This is a genomic window from Nocardioides sp. Root190 (genome assembly GCF_001428565.1).
Taxonomy (GTDB): Bacteria; Actinomycetota; Actinomycetes; order Propionibacteriales; family Nocardioidaceae; genus Nocardioides.
In genome coordinates, this window is the sequence record NZ_LMIA01000001.1 from 228,302 (window position 1) to 242,837 (window position 14,536).

A 14,536-nucleotide genomic window follows, 5' to 3' on the forward strand; every position below is an offset into this window, starting at 1 on the left:
TCAGTCCATTCCGAGAGGGCCGGCGGACTCGCCGGCGAGGAACTGCCGCACGAAGGGATCGTCGCTCGCGAAGGCCTCTTCGCAGTCGCCGTAATGCACGAGCTTGCCCTTCCAGATCATCCCCACGTAGTCGCTGCACGCGCGAGCGGCAGAGATGTTGTGGGTCACGAGCAGGTAGGTCCCGCCGTGCTCCTCGTGCATCTGCTTGATCAGGTCGCACAGCAGGCTGGTGCGCACCGGGTCCAGTCCCGAGTCCGGCTCGTCGAAGAGCACGATGTCGGGATTCAGGATCAGCCCGCGGGCGAAGCCGGCGCGCTTGCGCATTCCGCCGGACACCTCGCTGGGGTACTTGTGGGCGGAACGCTCGAGGCCCACCTCCTGCATGCGGGCCATGACGAAGTCGCCGATCTCCGACTCCGCCATGTCCGTGTGCTTGCGCAGCGGGAACGCGACGTTGTCGAAGATGTTCATCGAGCCGAACAGGGCGCCGTCCTGGAACAGGACGCCGAACCGCTTGCGGAGCTCGTAGCGCTCGTGCTCGCTCATCGCCCAGATGTCCTGTCCGAAGACGCGAACCTCCCCTTGGTCGGGCTCCAGGAGGCCGACCAAGTGCTTGAGCAGCACGCTCTTGCCGGTGCCGGACGGGCCGAGAACCGTGGTGATGGCGTCATCGACGAAGTCGATGTTCAGCCCTTGGAGCACTTCGAACGAGCCGAACTTCTTGTGCAGGTTGCGCACCTGCATGCTGTGCGTCGGCGACGCCTCGCGGACGACAGTGGGGCTTTCAGATGCAGCGGTGAGGACGGCAGTCATGCTGACTCCTGGTTCTCGTTGTGGGCAGGCAAAGGCCTTCGGACCGGCTCTCAGCAGCCGGATGGAGCTAGTTCGCGATGGGCGCGTTGGGCGCCATGCCCCAGAAGAGCTGGGTGGTGAGGAGTCCGATCACGTGGATCAGGACCATGTTGACCATCATCGACTTGGCGGTGTTCACACCGACGCCGACCGGGCCGCCCTTGGCAGTGAACCCGTAGTAGCAGCCCACCAGGACGATGGTGGTGCCCATGATCATCGCCTTGGCCATCGAGTAGCCGTAGTCGAGCGGGTTCTGGAACATCCAGAAGATCAGCGAGTAGCCGCCTGGGGAGACGGTGCCGTACTGGACGACGCAGACCAGCCACTCGGCGACGTACATGGCGGCCAGGCCGACGCTGTACAGGAACGGCATGGCGATCCAGGCCGCGACCAGGCGGGTTCCGACGAGGTAACTGCGGGACCGGATGCCCATGACCTCCATGGCATCGATCTCCTCCGCGATCCGCATGGAGCCGATCTCTGCCACCAGTCCGCACCCGACCTTGGCCGCCACGATGTAGGCGAACATGTAGGGACACATCTCGCGCAGTCCGCAGTAGACGGTGAAGACGCCGGTGTAGAGCGGGGCGCCGATGGCCTTGAGGGTGTAGCTTGCCTCGGTCCCGCACATCGTGCCGATGACGAACTGCATCGACCAGATGATCGCTCCGCTGGCGATGATCAGGATGCCGCACTGCCGGAGGATCTCGGTGAAGTAGAGGCGAAGCGTCGGAAGCTCGCGGACGGTCTCGGCGGAGAACTTCGTGATGTCGCCGGCGGTGGCCAGCGAGGCTTTCCACGAGTTCCAGGAGGACTCGAGGGTGATCTCCTTGTCCTCCGGCTTGGGAGGCGTCAGATCGACCGTTTCGTCCGGGCGCGGTTCGAGTACCTGAGTCATGACGAGCCCGCCTACTTGTAGACCTGCATGTCGGGGTTGAGCCCGAGCAGGATCGCGGTGAAGAGGAAGTTCGTGATGTAGATCATCGCGAACGAGATGACCACGGCCTGGTTTACGGCCTTGCCGACACCGATGGGGCCGCCCTTGGCGTGTAGTCCCTTGTAGCAGCAAACGACGCCGATGATCAGACCGAACATGGTGGTCTTCAGGACGCTTCCCCACAGGTCCGGAAGTGTCGCGTTGGCATAGAAGTTGGCGAGGAAGGCGCCCGTGCTCGCTCCGAGCACCGGCACACTGGCCAGGTAGCCGCCGATGACGCCGAAGGTGAGTGCGACGAGGTCGAGAAGCCCGGTGATCAGCGTGACGCCGATGACGCGGGGAACGATGAGGTCCCGGATCGGATCGACACCGAGCACCTCCATCGCGTCGATCTCCTCGCGGACGCGACGGGCCCCGAGGTCGGCCGTCATGGCCGCACCGACGACGCCGGCGACGATCATGGCGTTGATCCACGGTGCGAACTCGCGGACGCTGGCCATCACGAAGAACGATCCGAGTCGCTCCGGAATGCCGAAGAGCAGGTAGATGTTTCCGCCCTGGAGGCCCGGTGCGCCGAATCCGAAGGCCACCGTGGAGATGGTCAGCGGGATCCAGCACAGCTTGAGCGCGTCGAACATGACGTCGCGGACCGACCCCCAGTAGCCACGCGGGTGCCGGACGGCACTCCAGAGGACCTGTCCGAGGAGGATCGCCATCTCGCCCATGGGAAGGAGCGTCCGCTCGCCGAACATGGGCTTGGGCGCCTTGGTCCGGTCGGCACGGGACCGTGGAGCAGGCTTGTTGTTCGCAGTCTCTTCCGTGACTGCCTGCGCCCCATCGCTGGCAGTCATGTCAGTCTCGCTCCTTCGCGGTCAGGTCGACGGGCGAGGGCCGGGAGTGGTACTGGCTGGCGTAGAAGAGGAGGGGCACGCCCTCACCACTGCCGCAGGCAGTGACACGGGCAAGGAAGAGCATGTGGTCGTGCACGGGCACCTCCTCGAACACCTCGCACTCGAACCAGGCGAGGCAGTCCTTGAGCGTGGGCACCGCGGCGCGCTTGAGGAACTCGGGCGCGACCGAACCGTCGCGGGCACGGGCGAAGTGGTTCGACGCACCGTGCTGGTCCTCCAGCAGGATGCTCGCTCCGTAGCGCCCGGTCGTGCGCACGATCTCGTGCGCACGACCGGGCCGGAGCGACACCATGACGGTGGCCGGCTCCAGGCTCAGCGACACGAAGCTGTTCACCGTGGCGCCATGGAATCCACCGTCCTGGTCCTCGCAGCTGATGACGGCCACGCCGGTGGCGAACCGGGAAACGTGCCGCCGAAAATCGGCCGCATCGACCGTCTGCTCCCTCACGAGGTCGCGCTCCTGGGTCTGGGTGGCGTGGCCGGTCATCACTCGCTCGCCGACTGGCAGAACGAGGCAACCCGCTCAGGGGACGAGAAGATGTCCCACTGGTTCTGCGGGTGGTTGAAGTTGTCGGTGAACGTGTCGGCCAGGGTCCGGTCCTGGGCGACGGCGCCGACGAACATGCCGAACTCGGGCGGGAAGCTCTCGAGGTTCGCCATCATCGCGTTCGTCCACTGCGTGGCGGCGTGGACACGGTCGTTGCGACGGTTGTCGACCTTCTGCACGAAGCGGGCGTCGAAGATCTCGTTGGCGATGATCTCCTCCGCGACGATCCAGGCCGCCTGGGCCGCCGCGTTCGCACCCTGGCCGAGCATCGGGTCGACGGTGTTGTGGACGTCGCCGAGCGCGAGGGCGATGGTGCCGCCCTCGAGGACCGCGGAGGTCTGCCGGACGGCCGGGACGACGCCGCCCTGAAGGATGTCCAGGCTGCTGTTGGCCAGATCGAACTCCGCCTGGTCGATCCGCTCGAAGCAGGTCGGGTAGTGCTTCGCGAGCTTCTCGAGGAGCAGGGTCTTGAAGGCCTCGGGGTCGTCGTCGTACTTGGTCTTGGCCAGGATCTCGAGCTCGCCGCCGGGCAGGTTCTCCATCACGAGAGCGTTCTGGAGTCCGTTGAAGGTGAGGGTCGGGATCTCGATCATCTCGCCGGCGCCGGGCGAGAAGTACATCGTCACCGAGCGCGACGGGAGCTGCGCGATGCCCTTGAAGATGCCGACACACAGCTGGCGCTGGGGCGTGGTGTGGGGCGAGAGCTCGGGGATCTTCGGGAACATGTCGCCGGTGCCCTTGCCGGTCGAGACGACCACGAGGTCGAACTCCTCGGCCAGGCCCTTGTAGTCGTCTCCCTGGATGGCGCGGTACTCGACGTTGCCGCCCCGGTCGATGAAGTCCTGGAGCAGTGCCGGGAGGTAGATGCGGTAGTCGACGGCGCGGCTCGGGGAGCGCAGGTCGCCGTAGAAGCGCATCGGCTCGGGGAGCCCGATGTAGTAGTGGTGGCCGAAGTAGCCCACCTCGCCTGCCTGCCAGTGGTTGACGCCGAGTGCCTTCTCCTTGTCGATCGTGACGGAGAAGTGGGCGACGGTGTTGGGCAGGCGCATGTCGCGGTAGTCCTCGACACGCTTGTCGCTGTAGAGGGTGACGTCGACGCCAGCCTGCTGCAGGTGGAGCGCCAGGTGAAGACCACCCGTACCGGCCCCCACGATTCCGATCTTCTTGGACATCCTCACTCCTGATGTGTTCTGGGTCTCACGATTGGTAAGAACTAAGATAGTGCTAAGTAACTTCTTTGTCACGCTTTTTTGTGGCGGTCGTCACCCGCGCTCTAGGAATAGGGGCGTCAGAGCGCGTCGGCGAGGCGTCGCGCAGCCAGCTGGACGATCTCCCAGACAGTGGCGAAGGGCGGCGCGTAGGCGAGATCCGCCTCAGCGAGGTCGTCGACGCTCGCGCCGACCCAGAGCGCGGCCGCCACGGTGTCGATGCGCTTGGCCGCCGCGCGCCCGCCAACAATCTGAGCGCCGAGGAGGGCACGAGAGCCGGGATCGGCGAGGACCTTAACAGCCGCCGGCGCAGCCTCCGTCATGTATCCGCTGGCCGTACGACCCTCGGTCACCATCGAGGAAATCTGGAAGCCGGCCGCCTCGGCTTCCCGGGTGCTGAGGCCGGTCCGCGAGATCTCGACGTGCGTGTCGCCATGGACGTAACGGGTGATGGCGGTGCCCAGCACGCCATTGAAGGAGCGCACTCCGGGTGTCACCAGATTGGTGCCGACGATGCGGCCCTGCTTGTTCGCGTGGGTGCCGAGCGGGCTGAAGGTCCAATCACCAGTGAGACGGTGACGCACCTCGCAACAGTCACCTGCAGCCCAGATACCGGGAGCGACGGAGCCGTCCGGCTCCGCCCGGAAACCTCCCCAGTCGCCGGTGGCGAGACCGGATGCGGTCCCGAAGTCACTGACCGGCCGCACTCCGGTCGCCAGCACCAGCAGGTCGCAGCGGTGAATGTTGCCATCGGCCGACGCGACGCTGGTGACCCAGCCACGGTCGTCGGTCTCGAGCCCGACGACCTCCGCCGCTCCGGCGACCTGAACACCGGCCTCGGCGAGCTGCTTCTCCACACGAGCGCTCATGTCGGGGTCGAGGCTGCTCATCACCGCCGAGCGGGTGAGCAGCGTGACCTCGAGCCCCCGCATCCGTGCAGCCTCGGCCATCTCGACGCCGATGTACCCTCCACCCGCCACCACCACGCGAGGCGTCGACGGCCCGTCGCCGGCGGCAGCGAGCAGCAGATCGATCCACTGCTGGCCGTCGATGAGCGTCTTGCACGGCGCCACTCCCCCGACCAGGCTGCCGTCCGCGCGCCTCGCCCACGCCGGGATGATTGGCGACGCGCCGGTGGCGATCACGAGCTGGTCGTACCCCAACTGCTTCTCGGTGCCGGCGTGCTCGTAGGTCACCAGGCCCTTCGCCGCGTCGATGCCGATGGCCCGCGCTCCGGTGATGAGGTCGACACCCATCTCCCGGTGCCTCGACGGACCACGGGCGATCAGCTCGTCCGACGACTCGACCTCGCCCGAGACCCAGTAGGGAATCCCGCACGCGGAGTAGGAGGTGTGGTCGGTCTTCTCGAGGGCGATCACCTCGACGGCGCGTCCGACCTGCTTGGCCGTGCGCAGCGCCTGGTGTGCAGCACTCATCCCCGCTGCGTCAGCACCCAGGACCAGGATTCGCTCGGCGCTCATCGGTCGGCCCCCGAGGCCAACCGCCGGCGTACGGCGCCCTCCATCCATGTCACGACCTCAGCGCCCAGCCTCGTCCCGCTGAGCGCATCGATCTCGCGAACACCCGTCGGGCTGGTCACGTTGACCTCGGTGAGCAGCCCACCGATGACGTCGATGCCGGCGAAGACGATGCCGTGACGGCGTAGGAGCGGAGCCAGCTCAGCACAGATCCGTCGGTCATCCTCGGTCACCTCATCGGCAACCGTGACCGCACCCGTTGCCATGTTGCAGCGGAAGTCGGTGTCGCAGGCGACCCGCCGCACCGATCCGAGCGGACGTCCGTCCAGCACGATGATGCGGCGATCACCGTCGACGACTCCGTCGATCCATCGCTGCACCACCACGAGGTCCCGGCCCCTCGCCGTGGCCTGCTCGAGGATCGACACGAGGTTGGGATCTCCGTGGGCGAGCACCAGTATGCCGCGACCGGCCATCGCGTCGGTCGGCTTGAGCACGGCCTTGCCCCAAGCCTCCACACGCTCGAGAACCTCGGCTATGTCGGCGGTCACCAAGGTCTCCGGGCCGAGCTCTGGCACCTGGAGGGCGAAGAACTTCTCGTTGACGTTTCTGAGCCCGGCAGGCTCGTTCATCACCAGGGTCCGGGTCGGGTCGGCCAGGTCGAGGACGTAGGTGGCACGGAGGTACACCTGGTCAACCGGAGGGTCGGTCCGCATCATGACGACCCGGAAGTCATCGACAGGACGAGACTCCCGATCTCCGAGGTGGAACCAGTCCTGCGGCGCGATCCACCTCCCCTGGTCGAGCCGGCAGGGCAGCACTCGCAAGGACCGACACTGCGCCATTGGCCGACCGTTGTCGACGGACAGCTCGGAAGCGGTCGTGACCCACACCCGGTGCCCCTCGTGCTGAGCCGCCTCGATGATGGCCACCGTCGAGTCATGCGCGGGGTTCAGACCGGGCACGGGATCGGCGACGACCAACACGTCGAGCGGGTTGGCAGGGGACGGGAGCAGGTCCAACGCATCTCCTAGGTTCCGGGCCCGAGAAGTCGGGCCTTGCGTGACGGGCGTCACTCTGTTGTATGGTGGATCACCATAGGACTAACTTTCTTAGCGGTCAACAGTTTCGCGACCGTCGTACCTGAGGGGGCAACATGCCCAGTGCCACGCTAGGGATCTCCGTCGACGACCTGGCGGCCGTCAGCCGACAGATGTTCGCGCCCACGAACGAGGATCTTGTCGGCCTCGAGTGCGAGTGGCCGGTCCGTCGATCCGACGACCCGCTCGCGCGCCCTGATCTCCACGTGCTCCAGCGCATGGCAGACGCGCCCCTTCCATCCGCCGGCATGGTCACGGTCGAGCCGGGAGGACAGATCGAACTGTCCTCCGCCCCCGAGCACTCCGTCGGCGACGCCATCCGCGCCGTCGACGCCGATGCCACCGTGCTCCACGCACGGCTGCGCCGAGCCGGGCTCGAGCCCGAAGCGGCAGCCGTCGACGCCATTCGCTCCCCGCACCGCATCCTGAACCGTCCGCGCTACAAGGCGATGGAGGCCCACTTCGACCGCGCTGGCGCGGCAGGCCGCTGGATGATGTGCAACACCGCATCGGTGCAGGTCAACATCAGCAACGACCCGACGGACGCCTGCGGCCGGTGGCGGGTGCTGAACCACATCGCTCCCGTCCTGCTCGCCATGTTCGCCAACTCCGGCGCGATCGACGCGGGCGGCACCAGGTGGGCCTCGTCGCGACAGGGAATCTGGCTCAACATCGATCCCACTCGGACAGCGCCCGTGGCGGTCGGCCAGGACCCCGCCGCGGACTGGCTCGACTACGCAATGCGCGCCAAGGTGTTCTTCATCCAGACCCAGGGCCCGACCAGCCCGTGCGGCGTGGCCGTGGGCACGGACATGACGTTCGCGGACTGGTTCCACAAGGGTCACCTCCTCGGCTGGCCGACCCTGGACGACTTCCGCTACCACCTCACCACCCTCTTCCCGCCCGTGCGACCCCGCGGCTGGGTGGAGCTCCGCATCCTCGATGCCCTGCCCCCCAGCCTGCGAGCAGCGGCCGCACTGGTCGTGGCGACCGCAGCGGCCGCAGGGGTACGAGACGACGTCCTCGACCGAGTGCCCGCGACCGACGACCTCTGGGTCGCAGCCGCTCGCGACGGACTGGCCAACCGGCGGCTTCGCGCCGCTGCCAGGGTGGTCTCCAGTGTCGTCTCCGCGAACGTCGAGCGCGTCGCCGACCCCGGCCACGTCGACCTCGTCCGAGACTTCCTGGAGGCTTACACCGACAGGGGGATCGCACCCGGTGACCACTTGTGGCTCCCCCTTCCGATCACCCTTGCCGGTCCGGCAGCAGGGACGATGCTGCCCATGGCCGAGTCGCCCCTTCCGGCGATCGCAGACGAGGCCGCCTGGACGATCTGAGACCCGCGCCCGCCGACGGGCGTCATCTCGAGCAGAGCAACAGAAGAGCCGCGGACCGAAGGTCCGCGGCTCTTCTTGACCCGTCTCGCCGGGACGACGTCTCAGACCACCGACACCAGGGCAATGGTCCGGAGTGAGGTCACCGTGTGCGTCAGCAGGCCCTTCACCACCAGCTTGTGGCGCAGGATCTGACCGAGGACACCCATGCCGCGCTTCGTGAAGAACCCGACCGGCCAGAGGCCGCCCGCCTTCATCTTGAGCTGCGACACGTCCAGGATCTGGTCGACGCTCGCACGCACGGTCACGATCGGCTTGCCCACGATGCCGTCGTGGACGACGGCGCCGTGGTCACGGAACATGATCGTGCAAGCCTGGTCGGTGTCAGTGCTGACGACCGCGACCGGGCGCTTCGTGCGCTTGGCGAGCGCGATCCGCTCAGGGAAGTTCTCGAAGTTCTGCCCGAGGAGCGTACCGACGATGGTTGCGACGCCGTTGGCGGAGTCGCCGGACTGGAGCTTGACCGGGTAGCCGGCCGTCTCTGCAACGGCCATGTCAGACGTCGTAGTCGATCTCGTCGGCCGCACGACCCCACGACTGGAGGAAGTGGTGGAGCGCGACGGCGTTCTCGATGGCCGCCGACATCGGGCCCTTCTCGAACTTCACCTTGCCCATCACCAGCATCTTGCCGGCCTCGGCGCGCCCCTCCGCCAAGTCCTTCCACGTCTCCATGTCGGCCTTGATGTCGAGCCACAGCTCGTCCTGGTCGTACTGGCGACCGGAGGTCCAGGAGACGATCCGACCTTCCTTCCACTCCAAGTGGGACACGAGGTCGTCCCGACCGAGGACGCCGAAGGCCATCTTGTTGGTGAAGGTCGACGCCTTCTTGAAGCCCTTGTACATCGGCTCACTGGCGTTGGCGGCGTCCATGGCGCCGTCGCACCACTCCTGCGAGAAGAACTTGGTAGCCATCTTGGAACTCCTATCAATGGGCAGCACGGCATGTCGTGGCACCGCCGGAGGGCGGAGATGCGTGCCAAGGGATGGACCCGACCGTCACTCGCGCGGTGAGCGCTGTGACCGGGGTCACCACAGTCAAGCCGATACTTGCTTAGCAGTCAATAACTTCTATCTAAGATGTTTGCTGCGCCTGACGTCGCGATCCCTGTGTTCCCGCACTGTCGCACCTTCGGCGAGACTTTGCGGAGCAGACCCGGACAAGAAAGGACGACACGTGCGCCCGAACGACGCGAACGACTCTTGGCTGCATGGCTATTCAATCGCCGGGGTCGGAGGGATCGTCAACGATGCTGAGGTTCGGGTCGGCCCGCTCGGGAAGGTCAACTTCCTCGTTGGCAGAAACAACCACGGCAAATCCACCATTCTTCGCTCGGCCGCCGCGTGGACAGTCGAACGGACCACCACTACGCCTACCGAGCGACGCGAGACTCTCGTTCCGGTCCCCCGCGACCAACTCATCGAGATACTTCGTCGATGCAGCATCAGGGAGCCTGAAGCTGGTCGGCGCCTGACCAGCTTCGTTCAGATGGACGACGGACGCCTTGGCGTTTGGATCGAGCGCCCTCGGGCCAGCAACACGACCGGGGCGTTCGATCAACGCGCGCTAGGCGCCGCTCTCAAGGAACGCCTTGGCCTGAGTTCGTACTCGGTCAGCTATAACGCCCCTGTGCCGCCGCACGTCGCAGCTCGTTCCGTCCTGATCCCGGCCTTTCGTCAGATGCGCGACGCCCCGGAAGGCCAGAAGGCCGATCTCGCCAGTGGCGAGGGTTTGGTCGCCGAGCTGAGCACCTGGGAGAGGCCCCGGGAGCCCGATACGCCGGCTTACAGCTTGGCCAAGGACCGCTGGTCCAAGCTGCAAGCTTTTGTGAGGGACGTGTTGGAGGACCCGACCGCCCAACTCGAGGTCGCCGACGCAACGGACCTCCACGTCAAGCTCGCCCAAGCCGGGGCAATGCTGCACATCGACAACCTGGGCGACGGCATCAAGCAGGTCTTGATGATCGCCGCGGCATGCATCTACTACGACGACCATCTAGTTCTGCTCGAAGAGCCCGAAACTCACCTTCATGCGGGCCTGCAACGAAAGCTCATGCGTTTCCTGGCCACGAACACGTCCAGCCAGTACCTGATCGCTACCCATTCCGCCCATGTCCTCGATCTGCCCGGCGCGCGCATCTTCCACGTCACGCACGATGGCCAATCCACTCAAATAGCCCCGGCCGTCCGAGCCTCTGAGGTGCAGCAGGTGTGCCTTGACCTTGGGTACATGGCGTCGGACCTGCTTCAGTCGAACTACACCATCTGGGTCGAAGGGCCATCCGATCGGATCTACTGGTCAAGGTGGCTCGCCCTGGCCGCACCTGACCTGATCGAGGGTGTGCACTTCACGATCATGAGCTATGGCGGATACCTCATCGACGGCGTGCACCTGTTGGACGAACCCGATCCCGCGACCGAGGACCTGGTTCAGTTGCTGCGCCTTGGTCGACGCTGCGTCGTCATCGCAGACAGTGACAAGTCCGCACCGGATGGGGCCTTGCGGCCAACGCTCGTGAGACTCCAGGAAGAATCGGCGAGGCCAGGCAGCGGACAGGTCATCGTCTGCGACTGGGTGCGCACCGTCGAGAACCTAGTGCCGCGTGGGACCTTCCGCGAGGCCGTCGTTGCTCGCCATCGGACCGCCGGCAAGCGATTGAGGACTCCAGCCGTGTTCGGCCCGTTCGACGAGCCCTTCGAGGGCATGAAGAAGGGAACCTACTCCAAAGTCACCATTGCCAAGGACGTCGCGGCGGCGTTGGCCTTGGAAGACATCAGTGGCTCGTTGTTGAGCGTCGTACTGGATCTGGCGACCCAGATCCGCATGGCCAATGGTCTGACAGCGGTCGTTCGAGACGCCTGACCTGCAAACGATCAGCGGCGGGTCGAAGCCTCGCTGCCGCCACACTTGCCTGGACCGGTCCGTCCAGGGCCGCAGATGCTCGGCCTCAGCGAAGGATTGGCCGGCGGCGCCTCGTGCCTCCGCTCCGCCGAGCTTAGTCGCCACGCTCTCACTCAGAGTTTCAACGCCCGTTAATCGCCCTACTGATTTTCAGAATCGGGGATTATCGCGAGAGAGGGGTGGCCGTGACAACCGCCCCACCTTTTCGCCTGCCGCGGAGAAACCGGGGGGAGGGCGGCCGCCGCTCCTCAAGGGACTCGATCCGAGCTCAAGATGTAGAAAATCTTGCCCTGTCTGCCCAGCAGCGGACCCCGCCAGCTGCGTTGTGCCGGCGCGGTGTCCTGAACTCAGCCAGGTCGATGCCGGAATCGTCCATCAGGAGGGCTGCGAGGTAACACTCCTCCTCGGACAAGGTACGTGCGCTCACCGGTGATTCCTCCACTCGTCCTTATGGACCTCGCCGCGGGCTACGGCGTCGAGGATGTGTCCCAGGCGTAGGTGGCGCGGTAGATGTCGGCCAGAAGGCGGTGCATGACGTCGGGTCGGTCGGCAAGGAGCTCGTCCCAGTACTCGGCCTCCCCGAGGCGCTCAGCGTCCGGCCAGCGGCGCAGGGCGGCGGTCCACTCGGCGCTCACAGCCGGCGAATCCAGTACTTCTGGCCGTCCTCGTTTTTCTTAAAGTGGTGGTCGATCTCTTCGTACTCGGGCTGCATCACGTCGGTAATCCAGTCGACGATCGTCTCGGGGTTCTCCAGGCCGATCTTGCGGCGCTCGTTCTCGTTCGAGCGCTTGTAGGCGCCGGCCATCGCGAACAACTGGTTGGCGAGCTCCATGGCCTTGTCGGTCTCGCGCATGACCCCGAAGTCCTTGGCCCGCTGCACGAGCTCGGTGATGTAGGCGCCCACCGAGTCGGCCCGCTGGGTGGAGGCCTCGCGCTCGGCCTTGGTGACGCCGAGGGACTTCTGCAGCTCAGCGATCTGGGTCTGCATGTCCTTAATGGCTCGGCGGTACTCGACCTCAGCCTTGGGCTCGATCAGGGTGGCGTCGTAGTGGATGCCGGCGAGGGTGTACCACTGGTAGCGCTGGCACTGGACCTCCAGGTTGAGGAGGCGGTCGACGGTGCGCAGGTCGTTGGCGTGCGTGAACGAGCACTCGTCGAGGTACTTCTGCTTCGCCTGCTCGTAGTAGTCCTTCTCGGACTTGTGGAGGAACTGGATCTTCTGTCCCGTGACCGAGGTGACCTCGATCTTGACCGGGGTGGTCGGAGGGACGGGAACTTCATCAGACACGCGGGTTCTGCACGATCTGGGCCGGTGAGAAAAGCCTATTCGGTGTCACCTGGCTGGTGACACTTTCTCCGCAGTTTCGGCAGGTTCCTGCTGTGATCTGCTTCGCACCGCCACAGGTGCACTGGTCGTAGCCGGATGGCGGGTCCTGGCCGGCGGGGCCGCGGCCTTCCTCTTGGAACGGGCGTTACTGGGAGGAGCGATCGCACCGCCGACCTGCTGGACGCCCACCTGGACCACGATGTGCGGCTGCTCGCACCCGTACGTGGCCGAGCTGGACGCCGAGACGACCTGCTTGTCGTCGGCCCAGACGGCCTTGGACATCGTGATCCCGTCCCACAGGGCCTTCACGAGGCTGTCCAGGTCCTTCCTGGCGCGGCCGGGGAGGTGGAAGTGGCTGTCGATCCACAGGTCGTCGTCCTCGTTGACGGCCGGGAGGTCCTGCGCTGCAGCTGCGACGAACTCAGCGATCGCCTTCTCGTAGTCGCGGGTCTTCTGCGGGGTGTAGATCGTCCCCGACCTGCGGTTCACACGAGGTCGCTCCTTGGCGACTGGCGTGATGTCCAGGTGAGCTGCGAAGTAGGGGACGATCATGTCCCGGTACTTCGGCTGTACACACCTCGCGCGCACGCACGCGCGTTTTAGTTACTACTACTGGAGTAACTAAAAAAGGAGAAGAAGACCTCCGGTGGCTCTTCATCGCTTCGCTACGCCAGAGAGGCTTACTTCGTGCGTCGTTTTGATGCTAATCGCGACTTCAAGAGCGTTCCGGCTCAGCGCAGAAACAATCTTCCTCGTGATCCCGAGCCAGGCTCGGTACGAAGAACATGACCCCACACCAGTGGCACTTCCAGAAATCTTCGTGCGGCACCTAGTCGACCAATCATGCCGGCGATGCCGGTTGGGCCCCCGAGGAGCACCTCGACTCGGCCCTTGATCGTGAGGCCGCCGAGCTGCGACGGTTGAGATGAGCGACTGCCTGTCGAGCCTCACGCGAGCGTCAACCACACCGGGGCCCGGCCCTTGGCCGAGAGCAAACAGTGGCCCGGATTCACACCGGGGCCTGAGTGCGAGAGATTCCATCGAGCGCCAAGAGGGCGCTACGGCGCCGCGCCTTCGTGGGCCTCGTTGTAACGGGCGTTGACAAGCGTAGGCGCCCACAATCGCGCTGTGGGCAACGGGTAGATCGGCGACTTCGATCCTCGCGCGTGCGGATCTTCTCTCGCGTCGAGCGATACTTCGGTGCCCATCCTGACCAGAGCTAGATCCAGGAAACGGCTTGGAAACGGCCCCCTACCCCCACGGTCACGCATCGCGCGGGGGTTCGGGAGCCGTCCGGATCTGACCGGGAGTGAGTACGAGGTCTCCGGTGTTCTTAGGCCAGCGGGTCTTGCGATCCCCGCCACTCCCGGAGGGAGCCCGTGCCGCTATGGCACGTAGAAAATCCTCCTCTGTTTAGGAGGTCGATTCAACAGGCAGCGACGCGTATCGCATCACTTTCGCTCGTTCCACACGCGCAGGTAGCAACGCCCTTGACCTGCGACTCAGGATTAGAAAAAGGGCCGGCGACCGGTTGGCCCACGTCGCTTCCACCGATACGAGGACTCCTGATGAAGGTCACACTGACCCCCGAACCTCACGCCTTGACCTGTCCCACCTGCGGCGCTCCGCCCAAGTCGCGGTGCACCGAGCGCGATGGCCGGGGAAGAGCAGCGATGCACGAGTCCAGGCGGAGGGTGTTCAACCGTGAACGGGCACTCAGAGAGGGGCGGCAGCCGAGCAAGGCCCCGGAGGAACGTGAAGCCCTCCGCGGGCTCGTCCGCATTGTCTCGTGCCCTACCTGCGGCGCCGAGCCGACCGAACACTGCCGGTCCCGTCGACCTCAGGGCCGAAAGGCCAATCATCCACCCCGGACCCAGTTGTAT

General features: G+C 65.7%; 14 protein-coding genes. 2 read left to right on the plus strand and 12 right to left on the minus strand.

Annotation, left to right across the window (positions count from 1 at the left end; genetic code table 11):
- From ASE01_RS01085 to gshB, 7 genes are all read right to left on the minus strand, one after another.
- The gene (locus ASE01_RS01085) at window positions 1-813 is read right to left on the minus strand and encodes an ABC transporter ATP-binding protein (protein WP_056747937.1); all 813 of its coding nucleotides are present in this window, start codon (window positions 811-813) and stop codon (window positions 1-3) included.
- 67 nt (window positions 814-880) lie between these two features.
- Complete coding sequence (locus tag ASE01_RS01090; protein WP_056747940.1) at window positions 881-1,750, minus strand: ABC transporter permease; 870 nt, start codon at window positions 1,748-1,750, stop codon at window positions 881-883.
- Between the two features lie 11 nt (window positions 1,751-1,761).
- A complete protein-coding gene (locus tag ASE01_RS01095) occupies window positions 1,762-2,640 on the minus strand; it encodes an MlaE family ABC transporter permease (protein ID WP_200958712.1) in 879 nt (292 codons plus the stop codon).
- A gap of 1 nt (window position 2,641) precedes the next feature.
- Window positions 2,642-3,187: a styrene monooxygenase NADH-dependent flavin reductase subunit StyB gene (gene styB, locus ASE01_RS01100; RefSeq protein ID WP_056747942.1), complete on the minus strand. Its 546-nt coding sequence runs from the start codon at window positions 3,185-3,187 to the stop codon at window positions 2,642-2,644.
- Window positions 3,187-4,419, minus strand: coding sequence for a styrene monooxygenase subunit StyA (gene styA, locus ASE01_RS01105; protein ID WP_056747944.1), 1,233 nt, complete (start codon window positions 4,417-4,419; stop codon window positions 3,187-3,189). The genes styB and styA overlap by 1 nt, the downstream gene beginning before the upstream one ends.
- Before the next feature lie 116 nt (window positions 4,420-4,535).
- Entirely contained in the window at window positions 4,536-5,936 is a 1,401-nt protein-coding gene (locus ASE01_RS01110) for an FAD-dependent oxidoreductase (protein WP_056747946.1), read from the minus strand.
- On the minus strand, window positions 5,933-6,955 hold the full coding sequence (gene gshB / locus ASE01_RS01115) for a glutathione synthase (RefSeq protein ID WP_200958713.1): 1,023 nt from the start codon (window positions 6,953-6,955) through the stop codon (window positions 5,933-5,935). The genes ASE01_RS01110 and gshB overlap by 4 nt, the downstream gene beginning before the upstream one ends.
- A 134-nt stretch (window positions 6,956-7,089) precedes the next feature.
- On the opposite strand from gshB, the gene ASE01_RS01120 reads away from it, so the two are divergent.
- Entirely contained in the window at window positions 7,090-8,370 is a 1,281-nt protein-coding gene (locus ASE01_RS01120; protein ID WP_082605700.1) for a glutamate-cysteine ligase family protein, read from the plus strand.
- Between the two features lie 101 nt (window positions 8,371-8,471).
- On the opposite strand, the gene ASE01_RS01125 is transcribed toward ASE01_RS01120, so the two are convergent.
- Both ASE01_RS01125 and ASE01_RS01130 read right to left on the minus strand, forming a co-directional pair.
- The gene (locus ASE01_RS01125) at window positions 8,472-8,921 is read right to left on the minus strand and encodes a hypothetical protein (RefSeq protein WP_056747950.1); all 450 of its coding nucleotides are present in this window, start codon (window positions 8,919-8,921) and stop codon (window positions 8,472-8,474) included.
- 1 nt (window position 8,922) lies between these two features.
- Window positions 8,923-9,339: an SCP2 sterol-binding domain-containing protein gene (locus ASE01_RS01130; protein ID WP_056747951.1), complete on the minus strand. Its 417-nt coding sequence runs from the start codon at window positions 9,337-9,339 to the stop codon at window positions 8,923-8,925.
- A gap of 262 nt (window positions 9,340-9,601) precedes the next feature.
- Between ASE01_RS01130 and ASE01_RS01135 the strand changes: the two genes are divergently transcribed.
- The gene (locus ASE01_RS01135) at window positions 9,602-11,287 is read left to right on the plus strand and encodes an AAA family ATPase (protein WP_162260254.1); all 1,686 of its coding nucleotides are present in this window, start codon (window positions 9,602-9,604) and stop codon (window positions 11,285-11,287) included.
- Between the two features lie 506 nt (window positions 11,288-11,793).
- Here the strand turns inward: ASE01_RS01135 and ASE01_RS24210 are convergent.
- From ASE01_RS24210 to ASE01_RS01145, 3 genes are read right to left on the minus strand one after another with little or no spacing between them, the layout of a single operon-like run.
- Window positions 11,794-11,961, minus strand: a complete 168-nt coding sequence (locus tag ASE01_RS24210) for a hypothetical protein (RefSeq protein ID WP_157537028.1) — start codon at window positions 11,959-11,961, stop codon at window positions 11,794-11,796.
- Entirely contained in the window at window positions 11,958-12,614 is a 657-nt protein-coding gene (locus ASE01_RS01140) for a hypothetical protein (protein ID WP_056747956.1), read from the minus strand. The genes ASE01_RS24210 and ASE01_RS01140 overlap by 4 nt, the downstream gene beginning before the upstream one ends.
- Before the next feature lie 45 nt (window positions 12,615-12,659).
- Window positions 12,660-13,205, minus strand: coding sequence for a RusA family crossover junction endodeoxyribonuclease (locus tag ASE01_RS01145; RefSeq protein WP_056747958.1), 546 nt, complete (start codon window positions 13,203-13,205; stop codon window positions 12,660-12,662).
- Between the last annotated feature and the right edge of the window lie 1,331 nt (window positions 13,206-14,536).

What these genes read in the sequence shown, in the direction of transcription:
- ASE01_RS01095 (WP_200958712.1), bottom strand. Translation starts at nt 2,640, where the DNA reads ATGACTGCCAGCGATGGGGCGCAGGCAGTCACGGAAGAGACTGCGAAC.
- ASE01_RS01125 (WP_056747950.1), bottom strand. Translation starts at nt 8,921, where the DNA reads ATGGCCGTTGCAGAGACGGCCGGCTACCCGGTCAAGCTCCAGTCCGGC.
- styB (WP_056747942.1), bottom strand. Translation starts at nt 3,187, where the DNA reads ATGACCGGCCACGCCACCCAGACCCAGGAGCGCGACCTCGTGAGGGAG.
- ASE01_RS01145 (WP_056747958.1), bottom strand. Translation starts at nt 13,205, where the DNA reads ATGATCGTCCCCTACTTCGCAGCTCACCTGGACATCACGCCAGTCGCC.
- ASE01_RS01090 (WP_056747940.1), bottom strand. Translation starts at nt 1,750, where the DNA reads ATGACTCAGGTACTCGAACCGCGCCCGGACGAAACGGTCGATCTGACG.
- ASE01_RS01085 (WP_056747937.1), bottom strand. Translation starts at nt 813, where the DNA reads ATGACTGCCGTCCTCACCGCTGCATCTGAAAGCCCCACTGTCGTCCGC.
- ASE01_RS01130 (WP_056747951.1), bottom strand. Translation starts at nt 9,339, where the DNA reads ATGGCTACCAAGTTCTTCTCGCAGGAGTGGTGCGACGGCGCCATGGAC.
- ASE01_RS01120 (WP_082605700.1), top strand. Translation starts at nt 7,090, where the DNA reads ATGCCCAGTGCCACGCTAGGGATCTCCGTCGACGACCTGGCGGCCGTC.
- styA (WP_056747944.1), bottom strand. Translation starts at nt 4,419, where the DNA reads ATGTCCAAGAAGATCGGAATCGTGGGGGCCGGTACGGGTGGTCTTCAC.
- ASE01_RS01110 (WP_056747946.1), bottom strand. Translation starts at nt 5,936, where the DNA reads ATGAGCGCCGAGCGAATCCTGGTCCTGGGTGCTGACGCAGCGGGGATG.